General features: G+C 57.5%; 27 protein-coding genes. 17 read left to right on the top strand and 10 right to left on the bottom strand.

The annotated features are described in order from the left end of the window. Positions 1–45: 45 nt before the first annotated feature. The 3 genes from AUC45_RS03020 (at position 46) to AUC45_RS03010 (ending at position 1,460) form a co-directional block, all read left to right on the top strand. Positions 46–327 (top strand): hypothetical protein, encoded by a 282-nt coding sequence (locus tag AUC45_RS03020; RefSeq protein ID WP_067597906.1) that lies wholly within the window; start codon positions 46–48, stop codon positions 325–327. A gap of 120 nt (positions 328–447) precedes the next feature. Then, the gene (locus AUC45_RS03015; RefSeq protein ID WP_067597902.1) at positions 448–984 is read left to right on the top strand and encodes a hypothetical protein; all 537 of its coding nucleotides are present in this window, start codon (positions 448–450) and stop codon (positions 982–984) included. Continuing rightward, positions 981–1,460, top strand: coding sequence for a glutathione peroxidase (locus tag AUC45_RS03010; protein ID WP_067597900.1), 480 nt, complete (start codon positions 981–983; stop codon positions 1,458–1,460). The genes AUC45_RS03015 and AUC45_RS03010 overlap by 4 nt, the downstream gene beginning before the upstream one ends. A gap of 18 nt (positions 1,461–1,478) precedes the next feature. Here the strand turns inward: AUC45_RS03010 and AUC45_RS03005 are convergent, their stop codons facing one another. Further along, complete coding sequence (locus AUC45_RS03005; RefSeq protein WP_067597898.1) at positions 1,479–1,994, bottom strand: DUF2165 domain-containing protein; 516 nt, start codon at positions 1,992–1,994, stop codon at positions 1,479–1,481. A 25-nt stretch (positions 1,995–2,019) separates the two neighbouring features. Continuing rightward, positions 2,020–2,319 carry a hypothetical protein gene (locus AUC45_RS03000; RefSeq protein WP_067599002.1) on the bottom strand — a complete coding sequence of 100 codons (300 nt, stop codon included), beginning with the start codon at positions 2,317–2,319 and terminating at the stop codon, positions 2,020–2,022. Positions 2,320–2,417: 98 nt separating this feature from the next. Here AUC45_RS03000 and dnaE point away from each other — a divergent pair, with 98 nt between their 5' ends. Next, positions 2,418–5,906: a DNA polymerase III subunit alpha gene (dnaE, locus tag AUC45_RS02995; protein WP_067597896.1), complete on the top strand. Its 3,489-nt coding sequence runs from the start codon at positions 2,418–2,420 to the stop codon at positions 5,904–5,906. A gap of 57 nt (positions 5,907–5,963) precedes the next feature. Here the strand turns inward: dnaE and AUC45_RS02990 are convergent, their stop codons facing one another. Together AUC45_RS02990 and AUC45_RS02985 are read right to left on the bottom strand one after the other, a co-directional pair. After that, entirely contained in the window at positions 5,964–7,094 is a 1,131-nt protein-coding gene (locus tag AUC45_RS02990; RefSeq protein ID WP_067598999.1) for an OmpA family protein, read from the bottom strand. A gap of 120 nt (positions 7,095–7,214) precedes the next feature. Beyond that, positions 7,215–7,583: a hypothetical protein gene (locus AUC45_RS02985; RefSeq protein ID WP_067597893.1), complete on the bottom strand. Its 369-nt coding sequence runs from the start codon at positions 7,581–7,583 to the stop codon at positions 7,215–7,217. 98 nt (positions 7,584–7,681) lie between these two features. Here AUC45_RS02985 and AUC45_RS02980 point away from each other — a divergent pair, with 98 nt between their 5' ends. The 5 genes from AUC45_RS02980 (at position 7,682) to AUC45_RS02960 (ending at position 10,994) form a co-directional block, all read left to right on the top strand. Next, a complete protein-coding gene (locus AUC45_RS02980) occupies positions 7,682–9,280 on the top strand; it encodes a long-chain fatty acid--CoA ligase (RefSeq protein ID WP_067597890.1) in 1,599 nt (532 codons plus the stop codon). A 5-nt stretch (positions 9,281–9,285) separates the two neighbouring features. Further along, positions 9,286–9,651, top strand: coding sequence for a hypothetical protein (locus AUC45_RS02975; protein ID WP_067597887.1), 366 nt, complete (start codon positions 9,286–9,288; stop codon positions 9,649–9,651). Then, the gene (locus AUC45_RS02970) at positions 9,644–10,105 is read left to right on the top strand and encodes a DUF1330 domain-containing protein (protein ID WP_067597884.1); all 462 of its coding nucleotides are present in this window, start codon (positions 9,644–9,646) and stop codon (positions 10,103–10,105) included. The genes AUC45_RS02975 and AUC45_RS02970 overlap by 8 nt, the downstream gene beginning before the upstream one ends. A gap of 146 nt (positions 10,106–10,251) precedes the next feature. Continuing rightward, positions 10,252–10,443: a hypothetical protein gene (locus AUC45_RS02965; RefSeq protein WP_067597881.1), complete on the top strand. Its 192-nt coding sequence runs from the start codon at positions 10,252–10,254 to the stop codon at positions 10,441–10,443. 332 nt (positions 10,444–10,775) lie between these two features. Further along, entirely contained in the window at positions 10,776–10,994 is a 219-nt protein-coding gene (locus AUC45_RS02960; protein WP_067597879.1) for a cold-shock protein, read from the top strand. A gap of 47 nt (positions 10,995–11,041) precedes the next feature. Here the strand turns inward: AUC45_RS02960 and AUC45_RS02955 are convergent, their stop codons facing one another. The 4 genes from AUC45_RS02955 to AUC45_RS02940 form a co-directional block, all read right to left on the bottom strand. Beyond that, the gene (locus AUC45_RS02955; RefSeq protein WP_067598996.1) at positions 11,042–12,142 is read right to left on the bottom strand and encodes a PA0069 family radical SAM protein; all 1,101 of its coding nucleotides are present in this window, start codon (positions 12,140–12,142) and stop codon (positions 11,042–11,044) included. A gap of 80 nt (positions 12,143–12,222) precedes the next feature. Further along, positions 12,223–12,753 (bottom strand): molybdenum cofactor biosynthesis protein B, encoded by a 531-nt coding sequence (moaB, locus tag AUC45_RS02950; RefSeq protein ID WP_067597876.1) that lies wholly within the window; start codon positions 12,751–12,753, stop codon positions 12,223–12,225. 12 nt (positions 12,754–12,765) lie between these two features. After that, a complete protein-coding gene (locus tag AUC45_RS02945) occupies positions 12,766–14,535 on the bottom strand; it encodes a lytic transglycosylase domain-containing protein (protein ID WP_233998509.1) in 1,770 nt (589 codons plus the stop codon). Further along, complete coding sequence (locus tag AUC45_RS02940; RefSeq protein WP_067597870.1) at positions 14,532–15,308, bottom strand: hypothetical protein; 777 nt, start codon at positions 15,306–15,308, stop codon at positions 14,532–14,534. The genes AUC45_RS02945 and AUC45_RS02940 overlap by 4 nt, the downstream gene beginning before the upstream one ends. A 104-nt stretch (positions 15,309–15,412) precedes the next feature. Between AUC45_RS02940 and AUC45_RS02935 the strand changes: the two genes are divergently transcribed. The 8 genes from AUC45_RS02935 to AUC45_RS02900 are packed head-to-tail and all read left to right on the top strand — an operon-like array spanning position 15,413 to position 23,656. Continuing rightward, on the top strand, positions 15,413–17,059 hold the full coding sequence (locus AUC45_RS02935) for an electron transfer flavoprotein-ubiquinone oxidoreductase (protein ID WP_067597867.1): 1,647 nt from the start codon (positions 15,413–15,415) through the stop codon (positions 17,057–17,059). A 31-nt stretch (positions 17,060–17,090) separates the two neighbouring features. Next, positions 17,091–17,396, top strand: a complete 306-nt coding sequence (locus tag AUC45_RS02930; RefSeq protein WP_156423719.1) for a hypothetical protein — start codon at positions 17,091–17,093, stop codon at positions 17,394–17,396. Positions 17,397–17,398: 2 nt separating this feature from the next. Beyond that, a complete protein-coding gene (locus AUC45_RS02925; protein ID WP_067597861.1) occupies positions 17,399–18,208 on the top strand; it encodes a 4-(cytidine 5'-diphospho)-2-C-methyl-D-erythritol kinase in 810 nt (269 codons plus the stop codon). 9 nt (positions 18,209–18,217) lie between these two features. Continuing rightward, the gene (locus tag AUC45_RS02920) at positions 18,218–18,940 is read left to right on the top strand and encodes an N-formylglutamate amidohydrolase (protein WP_067597858.1); all 723 of its coding nucleotides are present in this window, start codon (positions 18,218–18,220) and stop codon (positions 18,938–18,940) included. Positions 18,941–18,981: 41 nt separating this feature from the next. Next, a complete protein-coding gene (ilvD, locus tag AUC45_RS02915) occupies positions 18,982–20,697 on the top strand; it encodes a dihydroxy-acid dehydratase (protein WP_067598993.1) in 1,716 nt (571 codons plus the stop codon). After that, on the top strand, positions 20,678–21,055 hold the full coding sequence (locus AUC45_RS02910) for a hypothetical protein (RefSeq protein ID WP_067597855.1): 378 nt from the start codon (positions 20,678–20,680) through the stop codon (positions 21,053–21,055). Before ilvD ends, AUC45_RS02910 begins: the two co-directional genes overlap by 20 nt. A 10-nt stretch (positions 21,056–21,065) precedes the next feature. After that, positions 21,066–22,457, top strand: coding sequence for an NAD(P)H-hydrate dehydratase (locus AUC45_RS02905; protein ID WP_082700928.1), 1,392 nt, complete (start codon positions 21,066–21,068; stop codon positions 22,455–22,457). Further along, on the top strand, positions 22,454–23,656 hold the full coding sequence (locus AUC45_RS02900; protein WP_067597849.1) for a class I SAM-dependent RNA methyltransferase: 1,203 nt from the start codon (positions 22,454–22,456) through the stop codon (positions 23,654–23,656). Before AUC45_RS02905 ends, AUC45_RS02900 begins: the two co-directional genes overlap by 4 nt. On the opposite strand, the gene AUC45_RS02895 is transcribed toward AUC45_RS02900, so the two are convergent. Both AUC45_RS02895 and AUC45_RS02890 read right to left on the bottom strand, forming a co-directional pair. Continuing rightward, on the bottom strand, positions 23,653–24,456 hold the full coding sequence (locus AUC45_RS02895) for a hydrolase 1, exosortase A system-associated (RefSeq protein ID WP_067597846.1): 804 nt from the start codon (positions 24,454–24,456) through the stop codon (positions 23,653–23,655). The two genes, AUC45_RS02900 and AUC45_RS02895, sit on opposite strands and share 4 nt — an antisense overlap. Next, positions 24,453–24,998, bottom strand: a complete 546-nt coding sequence (locus AUC45_RS02890) for a hypothetical protein (protein ID WP_233998508.1) — start codon at positions 24,996–24,998, stop codon at positions 24,453–24,455. Before AUC45_RS02890 ends, AUC45_RS02895 begins: the two co-directional genes overlap by 4 nt. Between the last annotated feature and the right edge of the window lie 106 nt (positions 24,999–25,104).

Genomic DNA, 25,104 nt, shown 5'->3' with positions numbered 1-25,104 from the left:
CCAATTCCGTATCCGGCGTGTTATGATCCACAAAGGAGAAAACCGATGGCCGATCATCCCAGCACATTTCAAGGCACCCCAAACGAAAGCGGAGAACATGCGTGGGAAGACCGTGCGGCGCTGCATCACAAGGATGATGGCGATGGTGTGCTCGACGGCGCGAAGGCTCTGCGCAGAGGCACGTTTGCAGAAATGATCCGCCATCTGATGCTTCTTCCTGAAAACGAGCGCGAGAAGTACGTGATAGAAAAGTCCGGCGACCGCGAATATTCGGCAATCGAAGCAACCGAGCTTGCGGCCCGCGATGATTTTCCTTCCGGAGAATAATCAGGGCGCTGCTCTTGTTTGATTGACGCTGATAGCCCGACATCACCACCCCGACGATTTGCATTGGGATCAGAAGCCGGTTCCGCTAATCTCACGCGCATCCATTGGGGGGGACGAAAAATGCACGCTCTGATCTATCCACTCGCTTTGTTGCAGGCATCACCCGACGCCGCAGAAGCCGGTGCTCAAGCAACTCCGCCACCCGCCTGTGAAAGCGAAGCGCATAGCGGTTTTGATCTGTGGGTTGGTGAATGGGATGTCTTTCCCAATGGCGGCGATGCGCAAGTGGGGAATAGCCGCGTTGAGCGCCTTTCGAGCGGTTGCACCATCCGTGAAAAATGGATGCCTTTCAAAGGCGGCGGCGGGATCAGCCAGTCCTGGGTCCATCACCGCACTGGCCGGTGGGAGCAGACTTGGGTCGGCAGCGATGGCAAACGCGTCGATTTCGAAGGCGGCGTTGTCGGCAATGATATGGTGCTGACCGGTTATTGGGACGATATTGGCGGACCGGGCGTCGATGCTTTGGTCCGCATGACATACTCAAAGCAGGAAGATGGGAGCGTCCGTCAACACGGAGAAGCCTCGACGGATCATGGGCTTTCGTGGCAGACGGCATTTGATTTTATCTACCGCCCCAAGAAGGAAGCGTCTGAATGACCACTATTGCCGATTTCAAAGTGACCACCAATCGCGGCGAAGAACTCGATCTTGCCACCAAAAAAGGCAAGGTTCTGCTGGTCGTCAACACGGCGTCCAAATGCGGCTTCACCCCGCAATATGATGGGCTCGAAAAGCTGTATCAGGACTTCAAGGATGAGGATTTCGAAGTGCTGGGCTTTCCCTGCAATCAGTTCGGCGCGCAGGAGCCGGGCAGCGCGGATGAGATCGCGGAATTCTGCAAAGTGAATTTCGGCGTCACCTTCCCTTTGATGGAGAAGGTGGACGTCAACGGCCCCAATGCATCGCCTCTGTTTGACTGGATGAAGTCAGAGCAAAAAGGGCTGATGGGCTCCAAAAGCATCAAATGGAACTTCACGAAGTTCCTCATCAATCGCGAAGGCGAGGTCGTGAAGCGTTATGGATCGAACGACACGCCTGCGCGGATTGCGAAAGATATCAAGAAGCTGCTTTGAACCGGCGATAGTGGACGCCTATTCGGGCTGCGCGACCAACAGCGCGATAAGGCCGATGAAGCCCCCGTACCTAAAGGCAGCGATGCCAGCGCCTTCCAGTCCATCAAAGCCCGGATCACGCCAGAACTCAAACCAGCCCTCTCCGATTACGATCCAGCCTGAAAACAGGCCGAATACAGCAACCAAGCACCCAGCAATCGCTATCGATTTGGCATTTGCAAACTCGCTCGCCTGCGATTGTCTCGCGCGCCACATCTGTACCGCGCCCATTCCACAAAGGAGAGCGGAGACGCTCTTGAAGATCACAATGAAGACTGCACCAGCATAGTTGACGATTGGGCTGTTTGTGGCTCGCCAATCCTCAGCGCCGCCGCTGAACCGGGCCATCGAACTGACCGCTTCGACCGATCCGACAGTGCCTGCCCAGTCGATGATGTTGCCCATCGCGCCGAACGCTCCCCATGCACCCACTGCAAGGATTAGTGCGATTTTGACCAGGCGGAGAATTTGCCCACTCGCTGAGATGCTTTCCAAGATTGTGCCCCTCTTTTCAGTTCGTTTACTCCAGAGGCCTCCAATGCCATCGCAAAGGCTTGGTAACCTCACGCACCAGCAGGCCTTTTGCTTCCAGGTCCAGCTGCACGGTCTTCGCCCACCATCCGCTGGTTTTGCCGCCTGGGAACAGGTCATCGCTCAAATGTGGCTTCACCGCCTCGCGCGTTTCAGCTTGCGTCAGGCCCGGAGATGATTTTGGCAAAGCCGCGTCGAATGCTGCGCGCATATCATTGTATTTGGCAGCGTTTACGCAGGAGCTTTTGCCCGGCGTATTCACATTCTCGACCGTCACCATGTCTGTCATAATGTCCTCCCGCACCACGCTATAGATTGCCCCCAGCTTTTCCCCAAGTGGCGAGCGCGCCCGGTTGAATGTGGAGCGCGCATGCGTAACTTCCAATAATGCCTTTCGCTCCCTTCATACCATTGCGCGTTCTGTCGTCTTATTCGATGCTCGAAAGCATGGCGGATCCAAAGGCGATCGCCAAGCTGGCAAGGGAACGCGGCTTTCCCGCCATCGCGATCTGCGATCGGAATGGGCTTTATGGCGCGGTGATGTTCGCCAATGCCTGCAAGGCTGAGGGCGTGCAGCCGATTATCGGCACACTGCTGGGCGTCGCGCGCGATGGTTCGGATGGCAAACTGGTCGATTACATCCCGCTCTATGCGCAGGATGAGGCGGGGTATGATAATCTGTGCCACCTCGTATCGAAAGCGCATCTTGAACGGCCGCTCGAATTCGAACCGCACGTGGTGTGGGATGATCTTGCAGGGCACACGGATGGCCTGATCGCGCTGACGGGAGCGGGCGAGGGCGCCCTGACCCGGCTATTCGCTGAAGGGCAGGACGATGCTGCGCTTTCGGTAGCCGATCGGCTGCAATCGCTGTTTCCCGACCGGCTTTACATTGAGCTTGCGCGTCACGGCGATCCGGCTTGTGCTGCTGCCGAAGAAGCCCTGATCAATCTCGCCTATGACCGCGACATCCCTCTTGTCGCCAGCAATCCTGCAAACTTTGCCGAACCCCACATGCACAAGGCGCACGATGCGATGTTGTGCATCGCGGGTTCGACCTATGTCGATAACGAGGACCGAGCGCGCACAAATGAGCAAGGGTTTGTGAAATCCGCGCACATGATGCGCGATCTGTTTATCGACTTACCCGAAGCGATCCAGAACACGCTCGTTATCGCGCAGAGGTGTGCATACGCGCCGCCCTATCGCGACCCGATCCTTCCCAGCCTTGCAGGGGACCTGGAAGGCGAAGCGCGGATGCTCGAAGAGCAATCGCGCAGCGGTTTGGAAGAACGGCTATCGCTCTATGAAGACTTGAGCGAAGAGGATCGCAAAACCTATTTTGATCGCCTCGATTACGAGATCGGCATCATCGTCAAAATGGGTTTTCCCGGTTATTTCCTGATCGTTGCTGACTTTATCAAATGGGCCAAGGATAATGGCATTCCGGTGGGGCCAGGGCGTGGTTCCGGAGCGGGTTCGATTGTCGCATGGGCGCTGACAATCACCGATTTGGACCCCATCCAACTGGGCTTGCTGTTTGAGCGCTTCCTCAATCCTGAGCGCGTTTCCATGCCGGATTTCGATATTGATTTCTGCGAAACGCGCCGGGGTGAAGTGATCCGGTATGTTCAGCAGAAATACGGGCAGGATCACGTCGCCCAGATCATCACATTCGGTAAGCTGAAAGCGCGCGCCGTTTTGCGCGATTGCGGTCGGATTTTGCAGATGAGCTATGGCCAGGTCGACAGGCTTTGCAAAATGGTGCCCAACCACCCCAGCGACCCATGGACGCTGCCGCGTGCTCTTAACGGAGCGGCGGATTTCAAGGCGGAATACAACAACGACAATGAGGTAAAACGGCTCGTTGATCTTGCCATGCAGTTGGAGGGCCTGCCGCGCAATTCTTCGACTCACGCTGCGGGTGTTGTGATCGGCGATAGGCCGCTTGCCAAGCTGGTGCCGCTTTACCGCGATCCGCGATCGGATATGCCGGTGACGCAATTCGATATGAAACATGTCGAAAGCTCTGGCCTCGTCAAATTCGACTTTCTGGGGCTCAAAACGCTCTCGGTCCTGCGCAAGGCGGTGGACCTTCTGGAAGAGCGCGGGATTACGATTGATCTCGGCACACTCCCGCTTGATGACACTGCGGTTTACGATCTTATGCAGGCGGGTAACACGGTTGGCGTGTTCCAGCTGGAATCGGAAGGAATGCGGCGCACGCTGAAGGCCGTGAAACCATCCAATTTCGGCGATGTTATCGCGCTCGTTTCGCTCTATCGCCCCGGTCCAATGGACAACATTCCGCTATTTGGTCAGCGCAAAGCGGGCGAAGTAGAGATCGAATACCCGCACCCCAAACTCGAAGGCATCCTGGCTGAGACTTACGGCATCTTCGTCTACCAGGAACAGGTGATGCAGGCCGCGCAAATCCTTGCCGGATATTCGCTCGGTGATGCGGACTTGCTGCGCCGCGCGATGGGCAAGAAAGTCCAGGCGGAAATGGACATCCAGCGTGGGCGCTTTGTCGAGGGGTGCAAGGAAGTCTCGGGCATTGAGAAGAAGCAGGCCAACGAGCTGTTCGACTTGATCGACAAATTTGCAGGATATGGCTTCAACAAGTCGCATGCCGCTGCCTATGCATTGCTCGCCTATCAGACAGGGTGGATGAAAGCGCATTATCCGGAGGAGTTTTACGCCGCTTCGATGTGCTTTGACTTGCACCAATCAGAAAAACTGAGCGTGTTCGTCGATGATGCACGGCGATATCCAGTAGAAGAGGGGATCGAGGTCTTGCCCCCGTGCATCAATCACTCCCAAGCCAAGTTTTCGGTTGAGCAGACTGACAACGGTTATGGTGTGCGCTACGCTCTCGCCGGCATTCGCAATGTTGGCGAAAAAGCGATGGACGCGATTACGAAAGAGCGGGATGCGTCAGGACCGTTTGAGAGCCTGAAAGACCTGTTCGAGCGCGTCCCCCAAGGATCGATGAACCGCCGCCAGTTGGAGGGCCTTATTTGTGGCGGAGCGCTCGATTGCCTTCATCCCAATCGCGCGGAATTGTTCGAGAATGCTGACATGCTTCTCGCCGTCGCAGATGCCGCTGCTCGAGAGCGGGATAGCGGGCAGGGCGGCTTGTTTGGCGGCGAGGATGCGCCTGAAGACACTCTGCGTCTCAAGGAAATCGAGCAATGGTCTCGCACTGAGCAGATGTCGAAAGAGCGCGAGAATTTCGGCTTCTATTTTTCCGCGCACCCGGTGCAGCAGTATCGCGATGTCGCCTCCGCGCAAGGCGCGCGGTCTTATCAGGCGGTGATGGATGCAGGCGCGCCTCCTGGCGGCAAGGGCTCCGCCATGATCGCCGCCATGGTTGAAGGCATGTCCAAATTGCGCACCAAACGCGGCGCCGAATATGTTCGGGCCGATTTCTCTGACAGCTCAGGCCAGTTTTCGGCCGCGTGTTTTGAAGAGGCTCTGGTGCCGCAATTTGAACAATGGGCCGCCGAAGGCACTTGCCTGCTCCTGAGCGCCGAACTCGACGCGCCCAATCCCGGCGAACCGCCCCGCCTCACCATCCGCGGCGCGCGGCCCTTGGACGGAGTGCAGGGCAGCATTCCAATGATCTTGAAAGCCGATGTGCTGAGTGTATCGGCCATTGCGGACCTGAAGCTGGAACTCGCCACCAGCGAAACCGCCATGGGCGAGGTGCTCTTGCGGCTCGTTTTGGGCGCAGACGAGGACGCTTACCTTAAGCTCGTTGGACGATATGCGCTCGACGGCAATCTTGCCGACAGACTGCAAGAGGTGGAAGGGTTGGCCAATGTCTCGCTCGAACCCTTGAGGGATCGCGTTAAGCTGAAACGAGTGGCCTAGCGGCTCTTCTGGAGGGACGGCGTAAGGCGGGGTCCCTCCTGAAAAGCCTTCGCAACTCTACATGCCTGCGCCCGGGCCATAAGTGATTTCGACACGGCGGTTCTGGGGTTCGCGAACTCCATCGCCTGTCGGCACGCGTGTGTTGCTTTCTCCGAACGCTTCGGCGGCAATTCTCGCATCGGGAATGCCGCGTCCGGTTATGTACGCGCGCACGGCCGCATTTCGGCGCTCAGCAAGGCCAATGTTGTATGTCGCACTGCCTGATGTGTCAGCATGGCCTGCCAGCATGACCCGCGCAGTTCCGCAATTGGCATATGCGCTGATCGCTCCGTCAAGCACGGTGGCAGCATCAGCTTTGATCGTCGATTCATCCCAGTCGAAGAAAACGATGAAAGGGCCAGTGTTGCAAGGCGGCGGTGCCGGTGGCGGCGCTACCGGTGCGGGCGGCGGCGGTGGCGGCGGGGCGGGAGGAGCGGGCGGCGGCGGTGCCGGTGCTGGCTCTTGTTTCTGCCCGAAATTGTAAAGCACACTCGCAAGCACCGAATGCGCTTGATAGTCGACTTCGAGGGGGGCACCGGTCGTCGTGGTCAGTTCGAAATCGTTGACTACGAAATAGCGATATTTGATGCCCAGATCGACGTTGTCGGTTACTGCCAAACGAAGCCCGGCAAGACCCTGAAAAGCGAAATCTGCCGCATCGCTCTCAGAGAGTGTCCCGACGCCTGCCACTTCGACAGGGAGGTCTACCAGCGCGACACCCACACCTCCGCCGAAGAAGACTTGAACGCCATCATCGTTGCCGAACTCGATGAGACCATTGAGCATGCTGCTGTAGATTGTGAGGTCCCGTTCGTTTTCCACGACCGTGCCGGGAACGACTGCGACGCCGGGAACGAGCGCGGGATTGACCACTGTTAATCCATCATAGCCGTTCCGCTTATACCCGGCTTCTGCTTCGAGGCGGAAAGCGCCGAAATCATAGCCAAACACGATATCGGCATCGAGACCTGTGTTGGTATCTGCAAATGCCGCATTGGTCTGCGGGTCGGCATTTACGAGGTCGATGTCGACCTGATCTTCAAAGCTAATTCCACCTTCAACGCCAATGTAAGCTTGTCCCTCTCGCGCTTGAACCGGGGCGGTGAGAAGTGCGGCTGTGCCAGCCAGAAAGATAGCAGCATATTTCATTGCAACATCCTTGATCAGTCGAACACTCGTGCTGTGTCGAGCGCTATAGGATGACTGCATGGCAAGCAGGTTACAGCCGCCCGAACTCATCTGTGATCGGGCCGGACTGACAAGAACGGGTTAGGCGGCCTCTCCAGGTCTGGCATCGCCGCTGGATGCCGCATTGCCTTTGGGTGTTCGCTGAAAGACTTGGCTATACCTTGCCGCGATGAAAAGCACGGTCGGCAGTAGCATCGTGTTCCAAAGATCCTTCCAGTGATTTTCAACTACAATCGCATTGCCCAGCCTGATGCTGTCATGCACGTCCCATACTTCGCCCGCGATCGCGGCGATCAGCACCACAAACCAGGGTTTCCAGCTCGACGCGCGCCAGCGCATCAGCACGCAGGCCAGCATAAAGACCAGCAGCGCAACGTAGATGTGCAGTGCATCCTTCTCCAGCCCGACGGTCTGCATGATCAGCAACTTGGTTTGATGAAAAACGCTCATAATCAGCGGCGCTCTATCCTCGCTTGGAAGTAATTGCCAAGCCAGTAATCCATCGGCATGAATGGCAGCAGAACTAAAACGAGAGAGGTTTGAAATTCATGCTCGGAGCAATGCAACACTGGACCATGCGCGTGACGCATGTGATCGATCATGCCGCACGCGAGGCAGGTGGGCGCGAGATTGTGACGCGCTGGGCTGATGGCAGCGAAACGCGCACGACATGGACCGGGATCAGAAGCGATGCTCTGAAGATGGCGCAAGCGTTGGAAGCGCTTGGCCTGAAACCGGGCGACAAGGTGGCGAGCCTTGCGATGAACCATTCGCGCCACCTCGTCAGCTGGTATGGCGTCGCTGGCATGGGCGGGGTGCTTCACACGGTAAATCCGCGCCTGTTCGCTGATCAGCTCGAATACATCGTCAATCACGCCGAAGATAAAGTGATGCTATACGATGCCGCGTTCCAGCCGATCATCGACCAGATGAAAGACCGGTGGACCACAGTGGAGCACTACATCTGTTATGATTCAGCTGAGAACACGCAAAGCTTCGAGGATTGGATCGGCGGACAATCTGGCGACTATGAATGGGTTGAGGGTACGGAGACCGATCCGTGCATGATCTGCTACACCTCAGGCACGACGGGTAACCCCAAGGGCGTGCAGTACGAGCATCGCTCCACCGTGCTTCACGCACTCGCCGGACTTCAGCCTGCCGCTTTCAACTTCTCAAGCTCCTCCGTAATGCTTCCCGTGGTCCCGATGTTCCACGCAGCAAGCTGGGGTCTACCCTATGCGGGGGCGATGGCAGGGATCAAATTCGTGTTCTCGGCCGTCAATGATCCGGCCGTCCTGCACGAGCTGATGATCCGCGAAGGCGTGACTGATAGCGCCGGCGTACCCACAGTCTGGCTCGCGCACTTCCAGTATTGCGACAAGGAAGGCATTGATCTCCCGCCCTTGAAAGCGGCCACCATTGGCGGATCAGCCTGCCCGCGCTTTATGATCGAGCGGCTGATGAAGAACGGAACCCGTGTCCAGCATGCCTGGGGGATGACCGAGACTTCGCCCATCGGCACAGTAGGCGGGCCGACCTGGGATTGGGATCAGCTTTCTTTTGAGGAAAAGGTCGACAAGACGGCAATGCAGGGTCGCCCTGTCTTTGGGGTGGAACTGCGCATTGTCGATCTAGATGACATGGCCACCGAATTGCCGCGCGATGGGAAGACGTCAGGCGCGCTGCAAATTCGGGGGCCTTGGATTATCAAGCGATACTTCAAAGCCGAAGAAGATGCCGCCAGTCCCGAAGGCTGGTTCGACACCGGCGATGTCGGCATCATTCATCCCGATGGCACATTGCAGCTGACCGACAGGACCAAGGACGTGATCAAGTCCGGGGGCGAGTGGATCAGCTCGGTCGAATTGGAGAACGCCGCTGTCGGCCACCCCGCCGTGGCAGAGGCTGCATGCATAGGAATGGCGCACCCCAAATGGGATGAGCGCCCGGTCCTGTTTGTGGTCAAAAACGAAGGCGCGGATTGTTCAGCAGATGACATTGTCGAGCACTTAAAGCCCATCGTTGCCAAATGGTGGCTGCCGGACGCAGTCGAATTCGTGGAGGATATCCCGCACACGGCTACCGGCAAGATTTCGAAGAAAGACCTGCGTGACAGGTTTGCGGACTATAAGCTGGAGGCGTAAACCGGTTGGATAAGGGAACCACCATCCTCGTCTACATACTGGCCGGCATTGGCTGTGCATTGGGTTGGCGCCTTCTACTGCCGCGCTTCGTGTTTCGTTTCAAAATCAGGGCCTTGGGGGTTGTTTTGACCTATGTGTTCATGGTCGGTGCTTTCGCGGCGACCTATGCTTATCTCGACCATGCCAACGCGTTCGCACTAAGAGACACTTCAAGTCCCGAAGTGGCCGGATTGATCTTCTTCCTATCGCCTGTAGGATTGCCGCTGGCGATAGGAATACCAGTCGTTTTGTTCTTCGATCTGATACTCGCGGTGGTGCACAAACTCGGCCGATACTTTACCCGGAATTCTGGAGCCAAACTTCATGACTGACCCAAACGTCGAGCACGACCGGGTATATATAGACCCATCGCCCGCCAATTTCACCGCGTTCAAAGACTTGCCCCGCGATGAGCCGATCCATATGCTTAATCTGCTGCGGTACCGTGTGCTTGCCGAATACCCGGAAGGCCACGAACATCACGGTAATGGCTGGACGGGACGGCGTGCCTATGAAGAATACGGCGCAACATCCGGCCCGATCTTCAAACGTGTTGGCGGTGAGATCATCTGGCGCGGCGCATTTCAGACCATGGTAACCGGCCCTGAGCCTGACGATAAAATCTGGCATGATGGCTTTGTCGCGCAATATCCCAATGCGGGCGCGTTTTTCGAGATGATCAAGGACGCCGATTATCAACTCGCGGTGGTGAACCGGACTGCTGCGCTAGTGGATAGTCGCCTTATGCGTTTTAAGCCAGGTGAGGTTGGCGGGGGCTTTGGGTGACCTTCCTCGTTTTGCCAGACGTGTTCGTTCGACGAGTGCGCGACCTCGAGACAAGGGAGCCGGACTTAAGTGCACGCGTAAAGTTTTTTGCTACTGCTGATGGTGGACGCAAAACGCCAGTCCCAAATGGGTTCGGATGCCCGTGCATGCTTTCACGATCTGCAGACAACGCAAACGATGCGCGCCTGCTGGTCAAGAAGGACTGGATTGAATTAGGGGAAGAAGCAGTCGCGAGTTTCTTTTTTGTTTATGGCGATGCCGCAGCCCGCCCTTTTCGAAAGGCCGAAAAGTTCTTCCTGTGGGATGGCAAGATCATCGGTGAGGCTATCGTCATTTGAAATGTCATCTCGGACTTGATCCGGGATCCAGCTGTCTTTCTTCGATGAAGTAGGTAGCGGGATCCCCGCTTTCGCGGGGATGACGTTGGTTTTCATTCATCAAGCACCCGAAGCTGCCAAAACACAATCCTATCCCTGGAGCCCATACCCTGCTACTCCATCCCCGCTGACGTCGAAATTTGCGACGGATTTCGGATTATGACGATCGCCGCTTGCCTCATTTGGCCCCGGCGTAAACCAAACGACGACTTCCTTTCATCGGACGATTTTTGCAAGACCGCACGGCATGTCGCCGCGCGAGAAACCTCATGCGTTCTTGAAAGGAACCCCAAATGAGCAAGACCGGAACAGTAAAATTCTTCAACGCCGACAAAGGCTATGGTTTTATCCAGCCCGATGATGGCGGGAATGACAGCTTTGTTCACATCACCGCAGTGCAGGCCGGAGGCATGCAAACGCTCGATAAAGAACAACGCCTCAATTACGAGATCGAAACCGGCCGCAACGGCAAGGATTCGGCGGTAAACCTGTCGGCTGCTGACTTAGTCTGACTCATAGCGCCCACCATTCCGAGCTAAGCGCCGGGATGGTGGGCTTCTTAAAACAGACGCATCTGTCCACCGACTTCCGGTGGGCGAAAGCGCGAGCAGTCCAATTCGAATCGCATTGCGTTCTTGCCAAGACCAATGCCAGCGCGTTTGCAGGCTAGCGCAAAGCGGGATCGGAAAAGGTCAGCCCACACGCCCGTAGGTTTCATTCGGGTGAAGAAATCAGGATCATTGTCCCTTCCATTGCGGATCGAGCGGACAATACTCATCACCTTGCCCGCGCGATCGGGGTAATGCACGTCCAGCCATTCGCGAAACAGCGAGGAGACTTCGTGGGGAAGACGCAGCGGGATCCAACCTGCACTCGCAACACCTAGCTCGCCAACTCGAGCGATGATGCCTTCCATGAATTCGTCGGTAATCGCAGGAATGATCGGCGAGACTGAGCAGTGGACCGGCACTCCCAGCTCCACCAATTTGGCAAGGGCTGCAACACGTTTTGCAGGCGCAGAGCAGCGAGGCTCTAGCTTGCTCGACAGTGCCGGGTCCAAAGTCGTGACCGATATCGCGACCGCGAGCAGCTTTTCTCGCGCCATCTCCTCAAGCAAATCGGCATCGCGCAGGATGCGGTCGGACTTGGTGGTAATGGTTACCGGGTGGCGCGCTTCAAGACACACTTCGAGAATGCTGCGCGTAATCCGGTAACGTTTCTCGATAGGCTGATACGGATCGGTGTTGGTGCCAAGCGCGATTGGCTTTGGCTGATAGCGCGGCTTGGCAAGCGTTTCGCGCAGCAAATCGGCCGCATTGGGTTTGGCGAAAAGCTGCGTCTCGAAATCGAGGCCTGGCGACAAATCATGATAGGCGTGGGTAGGGCGCGCAAAGCAATAAACGCAGCCATGCTCGCACCCTCGATAAGCGTTGATCGAACGATCAAACGGGACATCGGGCGATTGGTTGAAGGAGAGGATCGTCTTTGGACGCTCTTCAGTCACATGCGTGCGCAGCTTGACCGGAGGGCCATCGAGCGCCTCGACATGATCGCGCCAGTCGCCGTCTATCTCTCGCTGGTTGAGATTGAATCGCGATGATGGAGCGCCGGACGCAGCGCCTCTGCCATGCTCAAAATCCGGATGCTCTCGCGTTCTCATGATGAGAACATATATAGAACAAAATTCAAATGTCAGCCCCATCCTAAAACCCCCAAAAAGGTGGGAATGACAGGACGAGATTATCGCTCCTTAAGCCGCGGCATCAGCTCCACAAAATTGCACGGTCGGTTCCGGCTATCGAGCTGTTCGGCGAGAATGCCGTCCCAGCCGTCTTTTACCGCTCCGTTCGATCCGGGAAGGGCAAAGATGTAAGTGCCGCGCGCGACCACGGCGCAGGCGCGCGATTGCACTGTGCTGGTGCCAATGGTTTGGAAACTGAGCCAGCGGAACAGCTCGCCAAAGCCTGGAATGTCGCGGGCGCCTTCGATGCGGGTGAGCGCTTCGGGTGTCACATCGCGGCCCGTAAGGCCCGTTCCGCCAGTGGAGACAATTGCGTCGATTTGCGGATCATCAATCCACGTGTCGAATTGCTCGGCGAGATGGACAGCGTCGTCTTTAACGATGGTGCGCGCGGCAAGCGTATGTCCCGCATCGGTAACGCGCTTGGAAAGGATATCACCCGAAGTGTCGTTTTCTGCGGTGCGTGTGTCGGAGACTGTCAGAACGGCGATCTGGATGGGTGTGAACGTCCGGTCCGTATCGATCGCCATTATGAAATGCCCCTATTGCGCCAACATCGCTGCCCTGTTCGTAGCCATTTGAGGGAAAACTGGCCAGCGCCCTTCGGCCAAAGCCCGACGCGATGGGGAATCAAGACCTGCAGCACGCTCATACATCCAGTAATTGCGCATCACGATGGCGACATAGCCGCGCGTTTCCCAATAGGGGATCGATTCCATCCAGAGCAACGGATCGCCTTGATCACGGATTTCGTAATTCCAGCGGCTCACCGGGGTTAGGCCTGCATTGTAGGCTGCCATGATTTTCGGAAGCAGGCCTTGCGTCGCGCCGCTATCGCGGAGCATTTCAAGGTGCTGTTGGCCATAGGCGAGGTTGACCGATGGATCATTGAGATCGGCATAGCTCGCGCCAAGATTGAGGCGGCGATTGTGATCGCGCGCGGTGCCCGGCATGATTTGCATCAGTCCGCGCGCATTGGCCGGGCTTACAGCGGAAGCGCGGAAATTCGATTCTTGCAAAGCGTGCGCAAACGCCAGGGCCGGGTCAACCCGCCACCCGGTCGCGGGCTTCCACCGCGCGACGGGAAAGCGCAGGGCGGCATCGCTGCGAGTGCCATAGGGGGCGTTGTACGCCATGAAGAGCTGGGTTGACGGCATGCCCAATTGACGCGCCAGCTTGGCAAGCGAGCCATAGTCTTGCTGACTGCCAATGCGCGCCTCGTGGCGAAGCACTTCGTCAGCCAATGCCGGGCGGCCGATTTCAACCAGCGCCACGGCAACTTTGACATTGCTGCGGTTGGCAAGGGCGCGCCATTCATCCTGCGTCAGTGGAGCGGGTTCGCCAGCGGCCGCCTGCTCAATGCCCAATTGATCGGCCGCGAGCATGCCATAAAGCGTCTCTTGATAGCTGCCAGCACTGCTCAGATGTTCCTGAGCACGGCCCGGCTCGCGGCACCGGATCAGCGCGCGATGCGCCCAGTAATGCGCGGCTGCCGTCAGTTCGACATTGCTGGACATGGCAGCAGCCCGCGAAAATGCTTCTGAAGCAATCCCGCAGTCACCCAATCGCCAGCTGGCAAGTCCCGCCGTCCAGTATCCTTCAGCCACCCACGGACCAGACCCGTCAGCAACAGTGTCTGCAAGCAGAAGAGCGTTTTGATCGTCATTCTCGATGTAATAGCTCCAGGCAACACGCTGGCGCCATTCGGCGCGCGCTTTGGAGCTCAGAAACGGGTCGGCTTCCATCAAAAGCGCGTGTGCGCCAGCAGGATCATCATTTTTGATACGATCACGAATGGCGGTTTTGGTGCTTGCCGAAATTGTGCCGTCATTCACCGGGCGGGGCCGGGTGCGTTTTGAGATGTAAGGCTGGCTCGCAAAGCTGCGGGCTTGCGGCAAATAGGGAAGGCTGGTGAGGCCACGCTTTGCACCCATCCGGCCAAGCTGTGCCGCCTGCGGCAATTCGACGCCAGATGAAAACCAGTTCGCGATCTGATCCGCGCTTACCTTCGGGCTTTTGGCGTGTGTGAAGTATTCTGCCCAAGCGACCTGATGCAGGATGCTGGGCTGCTGATTGTTCAGCAGCTCTTCGACACGCTGCCATTCCTGCGCATCTATGCTGGCGAAGACATCGCGATAAAAAGCCCGCTGTTCTGCTGACAGGGCGCTGAAATTGCTTGTTACTTCTGCGGAGGCCTGCGGTTGCTGGTAATGCGCAACCATGCTGCTCGATTGAGCTGTGGCGATGGAGGAAAATGAAAAGCTGGCGGTAATTCCCGCGGCAATCCCAAGGCCGCGCATCACAGAACTCATAACACTTCCGCTGACCATTCAATCCATCTCCGCCAGAACCGTGCCTTCAATCTCGGCATGGCCGTTAGGCTGTCCAGCCCATCGGTTAACAGTGCTGGCTTTGATGAACCGGTTAGGTTGATTTCACGTAAAGACTGAGGGTCTTTCGTCGATATGCCCCCGATAAGCGGCAAGATGTTCGTTCCCATCACGAGAACCGCTTTGGGCTGGGCGAGCGCTATGTGGTGAAGGGTGACCACATCCATACCGCCTGCTGCAATGGCAGGTGTATCAGCCATGGGCGTGTGGCGGGGTAAGGCGGAGGCGAAATAAATCTGGCCTTCTTCAAAGCCCATCGCGCGGAGCATCGCATCCAGCAGTTCGCCTTGAGGTCCTGATAGCAGTCGATCACGGTCGCCCTGCTCAGGATCGGTGACCAGCACCATCAGTTGAGCGTTTGGCCCGCCTCTTGGCGGCACCCGGCCGCGTGGCCCAATCGCGTCCAATCCCGGCGCTTCCATCCAGAATTCGCGAAAAGCCTCCAAAGTTTCAGGCGGCGAGGAACCAAGCAGATCAACTCGTTCAACCTTTGGCGATTGAGGCACAGATTGCGCAGGCGCGGGCTTTGCCGGCACAGAATGCGCTTCGGGTTCTGCATCAAGCGCTGGCCGCGCGTCCTCTTCAACAAGCCACGCCGTAGCGTCATCGGTGAAGTCCTGATCCACCCCCGCATCGCGCCACCAAGAAAAAGCGCTCGCCAATTCATCTTTATAAGGGGTGGGTGACGTATCCATAACGTGTAGCGAAGTCTTGACTGCGCGTTTCGCAGTAAGCAAGTGATAATGCGAAAGCAGCAGAAATCTGCCGTTTTGATGATCAACTGGGACGATTGAATACCATGACCGAACGCGAATCCATGCCATGTGATGTTGTGATTGTTGGCGGCGGGCCATCCGGCCTTTCGTGCGCAATCCGATTGAAGCAGCTCAATGAAGAGCTGGAAGTGGTGGTGCTTGAAAAAGGATCAGAGATTGGCGCGCATATCCTGTCAGGCGCGGTGGTCGATCCCAAGGCTTTGGATGAGTTGATCCCCGAATGGCGTGAAAAAGACTGCCCGATGGCGGAAACGCCCGTCACCGATAACTGGCACTGGGTGCTTTCAAAGAATGGCAAGACATCGATCCCGCACCTTTTCATGCCGCCGCTGATGAGCAATCACGGCTGCTACACCGGATCTCTCGGCAATATGACGCGCTGGCTGGGTGAGCAGGCTGAAGAGCTGGGCGTGATGGTCTTTCCCGGCTTTCCCGCATCCGAAGTGATGTTTGATGACAATGGCGCGGTGCGCGGTGTCATCACGCAGGACATGGGCATCGCTGAAGATGGCAGCAAAAAGCCTGACTACCAACCCGGCATGGAGATAGAGGCCAAGTACACCCTGTTTGCTGAAGGCGCACGTGGCTCACTCACCAAGCAAATGAAAGCCAAGTACGATCTTGAGGCCAATTGCGAGCCGCAGGTCTATGGTCTTGGCATCAAAGAGCTGTGGGATATCGACCCCAAGAAGCATAAGCCCGGCCGCGTGATTCACACACAAGGCTGGCCGCTGAGCGAAAGCGGCACTTGGGGCGGCGGTTTCTTCTATCACCAGGCGAACAATCAGGTTGCCATCGGCTTTGTCACGGCGCTTGACTACAAGAACCCCTGGGTTTCGCCCTATCAGGAATTCCAGCGTTGGAAGCAGCACCCCGAAATCCGCGAATACCTCGAAGGCGGCACCCGCGTTGCCTATGGCGCACGTGCCATCAATGAGGGCGGCTGGCAGTCTGTGCCGAAACTCGCATTCCCGGGCGGCGCTCTGATCGGGTGTGCGGCAGGATTTGTAAACGTACCGCGCATCAAAGGCAGCCACACCGCGATGAAGAGCGGCATGCTGTGTGCCGAGGCTATCGCAGCCGAGATCGAAAACCACGAGAGCCAGCCTGAATTGCAAGGCTATGAACCGTCTGTCCGTTCGAGCTGGATCGCGGATGAGCTGAAACTGGTCAAAAACGCAGAGCCCGCGGTTGCCAAGTACGGCGAGGATATCGGCGCGGCGCTTGCTGGCATCGATATGTGGATGCGCACGCTCAAGATCGGTCTGCCGATCACCATGAAGCACCATGCCGATTACAAGGCGACAGGCCGCGCGGACCTTTATCCGAAAATCGACTATCCCAAGCCCGACGGCGAAATCAGCTTCGATCGCCTGACCAATGTCGCCTATTCCTTCACCAATCACGCCGAAGACCAGCCGGTCCACTTGCAGGTGGAGGACTGGGATCTGCAGAAGGAAAGCGAGTTCGAGGTCTACGGCGGCCCATCATCGCGCTATTGCCCGGCGGGCGTCTATGAGTGGATCGAAGAAGAGGGCAAAGAGCCCAAATTCCAGATAAACTCGCAAAACTGCGTCCACTGCAAGACTTGCGACATCAAAGACCCGAACCAGAACATCAACTGGGTGACGCCGGAAGGCGGTGGCGGGCCTAACTATCCGAATATGTAGGCAATAGTCTCGACGATCAGTGCTTGTAGGTTTGCTCAAAGCTATATTCTCGCGCATCGGAACGGTGCTCGCGATCTTCGCGAGCGCTGGTTCGATTACTCTAGTCTCCGTAAAGCGCACTCCTGATGAAGTCGCTCAGGCACTTCTTGATGTGATTGATGGCCGCATGACAAAACTGGAATGGGGCGGCTTCATCACTCAGCCCTTTGATGATCCGGAGCTGGAAATCATCCGTGAGAAGGCTTGCCAAGTCGATTGGCCGCTGAATGAGCAAGGGCAAGAAACGCTCCGTGGCCTGAGTGATGAGGCCAAATCACTTTCTACAGCTGAAGAGTAGTTTTGCTAAACGAAACCGCCTACGCCAAGATCAATCTCGCGTTGCATGTCCGCTCTCGTCGGCACGATGGCTATCATGAGCTGGAAACGCTTTTTGCATTCGTTGACGCAGGCGATGTGCTTATCGCGCGTGTTGCGGATCAGGACCGGGTCACGACCACCGGCGAGTTCGCATCTGGGATCGAGAAGCCGTTCGACAATCTGGTCGCCAAGGCGCTCGCCGTTCTCCCTCGCTCGCAAGGGCTCGACATCACGCTTGAAAAGAACCTCCCCGTCGCTGCAGGGCTCGGAGGCGGTTCCGCTGATGCGGGGGCGGTGTTCAGGCTGGTCGAGCAATCCCATGGCCTCCCCGATGATTGGCAGAAGCGCGCGGCAAAACTCGGCGCGGATGTTCCTTCCTGCGTGCGCTCGGAAATGGTCATCGGTCGGGGGACAGGCACAGAGCTTGAACCAGTTGAAAACGATTTGGCTGGAACGCCGGTCCTGCTTGTCAATCCGCGCGTGCCGCTTTCTACCGGCCCTGTATTCAAGGCATGGGATCAAACCGATCGCGGTGCGTTGCCCACCGGCACAGCGCGCCAAATCGCTGAAAATGGCCGCAATGACCTTGAACCGCCCGCATTCACCCTATGCCCTGCCATACCAGAGGTTCTTGCGGTGCTGGGCGAAACAAAAGTGTGGCTCACTCGTATGTCAGGTTCGGGGGCTACGTGTTTCGCCCTATTTGACAGCATCGAAGACCGTGACGCCGCCGCCTCTCACATTGAGACAGAGCATCCGCAATGGTGGAAATTGGCGGGTAAACTGCGCTAGGGGCCGCACATGATTGACGGACAACCATTCAAACAGATCGGCGAAATGAAGACTGGCGGGCTTGTATGCGTTAGTGATCATGCGTCGAATTTTGTGCCTGACGATATTCCGTTGGGTATACCTTCAAGCCTTCTTGAAACGCATGTCGCGCTGGATATCGGCGTTGGCGGAATTGCTGCCAGATTGGCTCGCCGGCATGGAATTCCAGCTCATATTGCGCAAGTCAGCAGACTTGTGGTCGATCTTCACCGTGAAGAAGATCATCCGGCCGTTGTTCCAACCGAAAGCGACGGGCATCTCATTCCAGGGAATATCGGAGCCGACGTTGAAGCGCGGCTCGAGCGGTTCTATCGGCCTTATCATGATGCGCTGGCGAAATGGCTCGATGCAGCAAAGCCTGAGCTGATTATCTCGCTTCATAGCTTTACGCCCGAGATGGCAACCAGCGATGAAGAGCGGCCATGGGAGGTGAGCCTTCTGTACAACGAGGATGATCGCGCCGCGCTCCATGCTATTCGGTTGTTTGGCGAACAGGGGCTGACGGTCGGCGACAACGAACCGTATTCAGGCAAAGAACTGAACGCGACAATGAATCGCCATGCCGAAGCGCACGGGCGATATTATTGCGCCATTGAGATCAGACAGGACTTGATCGCCACTCGTGCAGATCAGGCGCGCTGGGCGACAATGCTGGCCGATGTATGCGGAAGGGTTGCGCTCGCGCTCGACTAAAGGCACTGCCGTTTCGCAAATTCGAAGCAGCAGGAAACAAAATGTCGTTCGACAAGTCCAAATTGCCAAGTCGTCACGTCTCGGTCGGTCCTGAGCGCGCGCCGCATCGCTCCTATTACTACGCGATGGGGATGACGGAAGAGGATATTACAAAGCCGTTCGTCGCGGTGGCGAGTGCTGGCAATGACAGCGCACCTTGCAACACCACGCTCGATCCGCAGGCCGATATCTGCCGCGAGGGTGTGATCGCTGGCGGTGGCACGCCGCGTCGGTTCAACACGATCACGGTAACCGACGGCATCGCGATGGGCCATCAAGGCATGAAGAGCTCGTTAATTAGCCGCGAGGTGATAGCGGACAGTGTCGAGCTTTCGGTGCGCGGGCATTGCTACGATGCGTTGGTAGGCTTTGCGGGATGCGACAAGAGCTTGCCCGGCATGATGATGGCCATGCTGCGGCTCAACGTGCCGAGTATCTTCGTTTATGGCGGGTCGATCCTTCCCGGCGTCTACAAGGGTGAGGATGTCACTGTTGTCGACGTGTTCGAGGCGGTCGGACAGCACGCTGCGGGAAACTGTCCTTTGCAGGAATTGATCGAGCTTGAGAAAGTCGCCTGTCCTGGACACGGTGCATGCGGCGGGCAGTTTACGGCCAACACCATGGCATGTGTTGGTGAGGCTATCGGATTGTCTCTTCCAAACAGCAATATGTCGCCTGCTCCTTACAAATCGCGTGAAGAAATTGCGCGCGCTGCAGGCAAGCAGGTCATGGAGCTTTTGAAGATCAATCTGCGTCCGCGGGATATCTGCACCAAAACCGCGTTCGAGAACGCAGCGCGCGTGGTCGCCGCAACCGGCGGTTCGACCAATGCAGCGCTTCACCTGCCTGCCATGGCGAGCGAATGCGGCATTGATTTCGACCTGTTCGACGTCGCCGAAATCTTCAAATCGACGCCCTACATCGCTGATCTTAAGCCGGGCGGCAAATACGTCGCTAAGGACATGCACGAGGCTGGCGGTGTCTACATGGGAATGAAGACGCTGCTGGATGGCGGTTTCCTCGATCCATCGCCGATGACAGTGACGGGCAAGACACTCGGCGAAAACATCGAGGAAATCACCTGGAACCCCGATCAGAAGGTCTTTTATGACGTGAAAGCGCCGATCACGCCCACGGGCGGCGTGGTGGGGCTTAAAGGCTCGCTCGCTCCCGATGGCGCGATTGTGAAGGTTGCGGGTATGGAGCGGCTGCAATTCACCGGCACAGCGCGCGTTTTCGAATGCGAAGAGGATGCTTTCGCAGCGGTTGAGAAGCGCGATATCGCTGAAGGCAGCGTCATCATAATCCGCTACGAAGGACCAAAGGGTGGCCCCGGCATGCGCGAAATGCTCGCGACGACGGCTGCGCTCTACGGGCAGGGTATGGGTGAGAAAGTTGCGCTTATCACTGACGGCCGGTTCTCTGGCGCAACACGCGGTTTTTGCATCGGCCATGTGGGTCCAGAGGCTGCCGATGGAGGCCCGATTGCTCTCGTTGAAGATGGCGACACGATCAGCATCGATGCAGAGGCTGGCACTATCGATCTTGAAGTCGATGCGGCCACGCTGGTCGATCGGAAAGTAAAATGGCAGCCGCGCACCAATGACTATCAGTCGGGAGCCTTGTGGCGGTATTCGCAGAATGTCGGAAAAGCGCGTTTCGGCGCGCTCACTCATCCCGGCGCCAAGAAGGAAACGCATGTCTTCGCCGACATTTAGAGTTGCGCTTTGTCTGAGCGTTGCAGCGTTCACCGGATGCAGCGCGCTCGAACAAAGCTCGGAGGCTGAAGGTGAGCGCGTCTCATGCGCTATCGGCGAAGGCGTCGAGATGTCAGAGGTTTGCTCAATCGAAAAGGTTGCTAGCGGAGGTGCCGATATCTTCCTTATTCACCATCCTGATGGCGGTTTTCGCCGGATAGCTTTTGATCTCAAAACGCAGGAACTGGGCGTTGCCGATGGTGCGGACAGCCTTCGCATCAGCGATCAAAGCACGGACGATATTACCGATTTCATGATTGGTTCTGATCGCTATCGCGTGCCCAGCCAGCTTATCCGGCAATCCGATCCGGCGCCATGAGGGCGGTAAGGTGAGCGAACGACAAGTCCTTTCCGCAAGCCAGATGCGCGATGCAGAGCAAGCGCTCTTCGATGCAGGGATGAGCGTATCTGACTTGATGGAGATCGCGGCAGGCGGCGCTGCGGAATGGGTGCGGCGGATTGCTGGTGGACGCTCTGTGACGGTTCTTTGCGGTCCGGGCAACAATGGCGGCGATGGTTATGTGATCGCGCGTCGGCTGCGAGATGCTGGTAATGCAGTCCAGATTGTCGCGCCGATGGAGCCCAAGACGGATGCCGCGAAGACAGCCCGTAAACTCTGGGACACGGCGGTTGAAACGTCGGGCGGAGAAGTCCGCGGTGAGGTCTTGGTTGATTGCCTTTTCGGCACCGGACTTGCGCGCCCGCTAGAACCTGAACACGCTTTGCTACTGCGTGATCTGGCGGGGCGTCACACTATTCGAATCGCGATCGACTTACCATCGGGAGTGGATAGCGACAGCGGCGCGCTCCTCAACGATCGGCTGCCGACCTACACTGCCACAATCTCGTTGGGTGCCTGGAAATTCGCGCACTGGTCGCTACCGGCTCGCGCGCAGATGGGCACGAAGCGGCTTGTTCCTATTGGTATTGAGGCGGTCGAAGGGGCGGCTCAGCTTATCGCCAAGCCGAAGCTCCATGCTCCCAAGGCCGATGCGCACAAGTACACAAGGGGCCTTCTTGCCGTGGTTGGCGGAGAGATGCCGGGAGCAGGGCTTCTCGCTTCAGAAGCGGCGCAGCGCAGCGGCGCTGGCTATGTAAAGCTCCTCACCGAGGTTGAAAGTGTCGATGGCGAGCCCGCTCTTGTGATCGAAAGAGGGCCCCTGAGCGAAACTCTGGCAGATGACCGTATCAAGGCGGTGCTAGTGGGCCCTGGCCTTGGTCGCAGTGAGAAAGCCTCTCAGCGACTTAACGCTGTCATGTCCCAGCAAAAGCCGGTCGTGCTGGATGGCGATGCGCTCGTTCTTCTTCGTCCAGAAATGCTTTCACAAGACTGCGTGGTGCTCGCCACGCCCCATGATGGCGAGCTTGACGCGCTGTGCCGATCATTTTCAGTGATTGCTGAGGTTCGCAAGGAACGTGCGGTGGCATTGGCGAAAGTCAGCGGGATGATCGTTTGCGCAAAAGGGCCTGATACGATTATCGCCTCTCCACAAGGCGATATTGCCATCACACCGCCTTCCACCAGCTGGCTATCTGTTGCAGGCAGCGGCGATGTGCTTTCTGGCATCGCCGCGAGCCGGATGGCGGGCGGCGCCGATCCCTTTGCAGCAGCTTGCGAAGCAGTTTGGCTGCACGGCGAAGCGGCGCGCCGCTGCGGGGCATTCTTCACCGCATCCGATCTCGCTCATGCCGTGAGCGATGCTGCCAGTGTCTGCCTGTGAGCGAATACGAAACCATTGTCCGCATCGCTGCCAAAGGCGATGGAGTGACCGAAAGCGGCCGCCATGCAGCCGGCACCTTGCCGGGCGATGTAATCGATGCGAGCGGAGTGATAATCGATCGAGGACCTCGCCACCAAGAGCCTCCATGCCAGCATTTCGGAACTTGTGGCGGATGTCAGCTGCAACATGCTGATAACGCGGCCCTTGCGGCGTTTGTACGCGATAGAGTGGTGAATGCGGCATTGGGGCAGGGGCTCGAAATCGATGAGGAACTACCCGTTCACCTCTCTCCTCCCAAAGCGCGCCGCAGGACGACACTCCACGCGATCCGAACACAAAAAAGTGCCATCATCGGCTTTCGTGAAAGCGGATCGCATAAAATCGTCGATTGCCGCGAATGCCCGGTTTTGCATCCAAGTCTCGCTGATCTGATTGATCCGGTCCGATCGTTGATCGCTCGATATGGACCAAAAGGCGCTGTCGATGTGCAAATGACCGTTTGCGACACCGGTGTTGATGTTGGCTTCACCCATTTCCCGCTGGAAGGGCTCGAAGCGATTGAAGCCATGTCAGATTTTGCGCGCGAACGTGGATTGGCGCGCGTGACGATTGATCAGGGCTATGGCCCGGAAACACAATGGGAGCCTGAGCCAGTAACGGTCACTCTTGGCGGCATTCCTGTGCCGTTTCCTTCAGGCTCATTCCTTCAGGCGACGGAGGATGCGGAGGACCGCATGATCGCCGATGCACAAGAGTTTCTGGGCGATGCAAAGAAGGTCGCGGATCTTTTTTCGGGGCTAGGTACCTTTGCGCTGAACGTTCGGGAGGGGCGCAAGTTCCTCGCTGCCGAGGCTGATCGCTCCGCACACCTTGCGCTAAAATCAGTGGCGGCACGAGCGCGCGGCAACGTCTATCCGATCCACCGCGACTTGTTTCGCAATCCCCTTCAGTCGGCCGAGCTCAACAATTTCGACGCGGTCCTTCTCGATCCGCCCAGGGCGGGCGCAAGATCGCAGGTACAGGAGATGGCGGCAAGCGATTGCGAGAAGGTGGTTTATGTCAGCTGCAACCCTTCAAGCTGGGCGCGTGACGGGTCTGTTATGGCTGAGGCCGGCTTTAGATTGTCAAAGCTGCGCCCTGTGGGCCAGTTCCGCTGGTCGACCCACGTTGAGCTTGTAAGCCTGTTTGAGCGGAATTAGCTGCGCAGCGCGGCAAGCACTTGGCGCAACAGCCAGTCCTGATGAGGCGGCGCTACGTAGGCGTGGCCAGCGCCATCGCATTTCGTGATCTGATGATGAGCAAATCTTGGATCGCCCGCGTCCCAGCTATCCTCAAACGCTTGGGCCGTCCGATCTGCACCTGCAAGCAGGATGCGCACCGCACCTTCAAACTCCGCCAATCCATCGCGCATCTCCCCTCCCAGTGTCGAGGAAGGCGGTGTGTTTCCGACTGATTTCACAAGGCCGCGCGCAAGCTTCTTAAGATCAACGCCCCCGCGCAGCAATCGCCCGATCTCGGAAGGATTTTTGAGCTTTTCTGAATATCGCGCACGGATGGCGGAGGGAGGCGGCATCGCATCGTCATTGTCGCCAGCATCCTCATCCAGGATCCAAGGATTGGAGAGTATGAGCCCATCAAACCCTTGGCCGGACATCAGCATTAGGGCAGAGGCTGCATCGCAATTGCCAAAGGCGAATACGCGTTCAACCTGCGGAGCGATTGCCCTGAATGCATGGCTGGCTGCTTTGATATCGCCTTCGCTTGAGCGGAATCCGCGGTTCTCGCCTTCGCTGTCGCCTACACCCCTGCGATCGAAGCGGAAAACGGGAAAGCCTGCCTTTGCGACTTTGGCAGCGAGCTTTGCCTGTCCTGAAAATGCGCCCGATCTGATTTCATTGCCTCCGCTCACGATGAGCAGGCCCGTGGTGCCGGGGGCAGTGTCGAGGCTGCCAGCGCATTTGAGGCTCCCACAACCAAAATCGAGCGCGAGCCGTGTCATGCGTCCTCGCTACTGGAGCTTGGGATGGAATTCGCGATGAGGCTCGCAATCTGTTGTGCCTGCTTCAAGTCCTCTCCCGGCTCGGCGCGTAGCCACAGCCCGGAACCGCCAGCTTCTTCCTGAGAAATCACGGTCAACAGATCGCCGCCCGGAAAATCCGCACTCTGCAGATCACGGAATAGCTCAGAGCTAACATCCCAGCCGACTAACTGAAGGCCTTCGATCCGGCCTTTGTCCATCATTTGGTCGCTCGCTTCGGCTTTCCCAGCTTCTCGGTCTGCGATGCCTTGTGCGCGTATCATTGTGCGGATCAGCTTGTCCCCTGATTGCGGCGCGTAAAGCCATCCCTTAAGGCCGCTGGGCACAAGCAAGGCACCGCTACGGACCGCAAGCACATGGGTTGCGTCCAGATGCCTGGCGGCCTCTGACATGGCTACGCGCCAAGTCGCAAGGCTCTGTTCCGAACTTGGAAGAAGGCTCTCGTTCCAGCCCGGCAGATCAGGCAGATGAGATGTAATCCCGGCATCTGCGAGATGGCGCATAATCAGCACCAGCTGCCTTCGCATGAGATTTTGCTCAGCAAAAAGAGGAGGAATGATTAGTAGGCTCGCTGCATCGCCTTCCCCGATGGTTACGAGCAACTCTTCC

Origin of the sequence: Erythrobacter sp. YT30 (genome assembly GCF_001542875.1) — a bacterium.
In the GTDB taxonomy this organism is placed as follows: domain Bacteria; phylum Pseudomonadota; class Alphaproteobacteria; order Sphingomonadales; family Sphingomonadaceae; genus Erythrobacter.
Note: the sequence above shows the minus strand (reverse complement) of the source record. Positions and strands in the feature narration are given on the sequence as shown.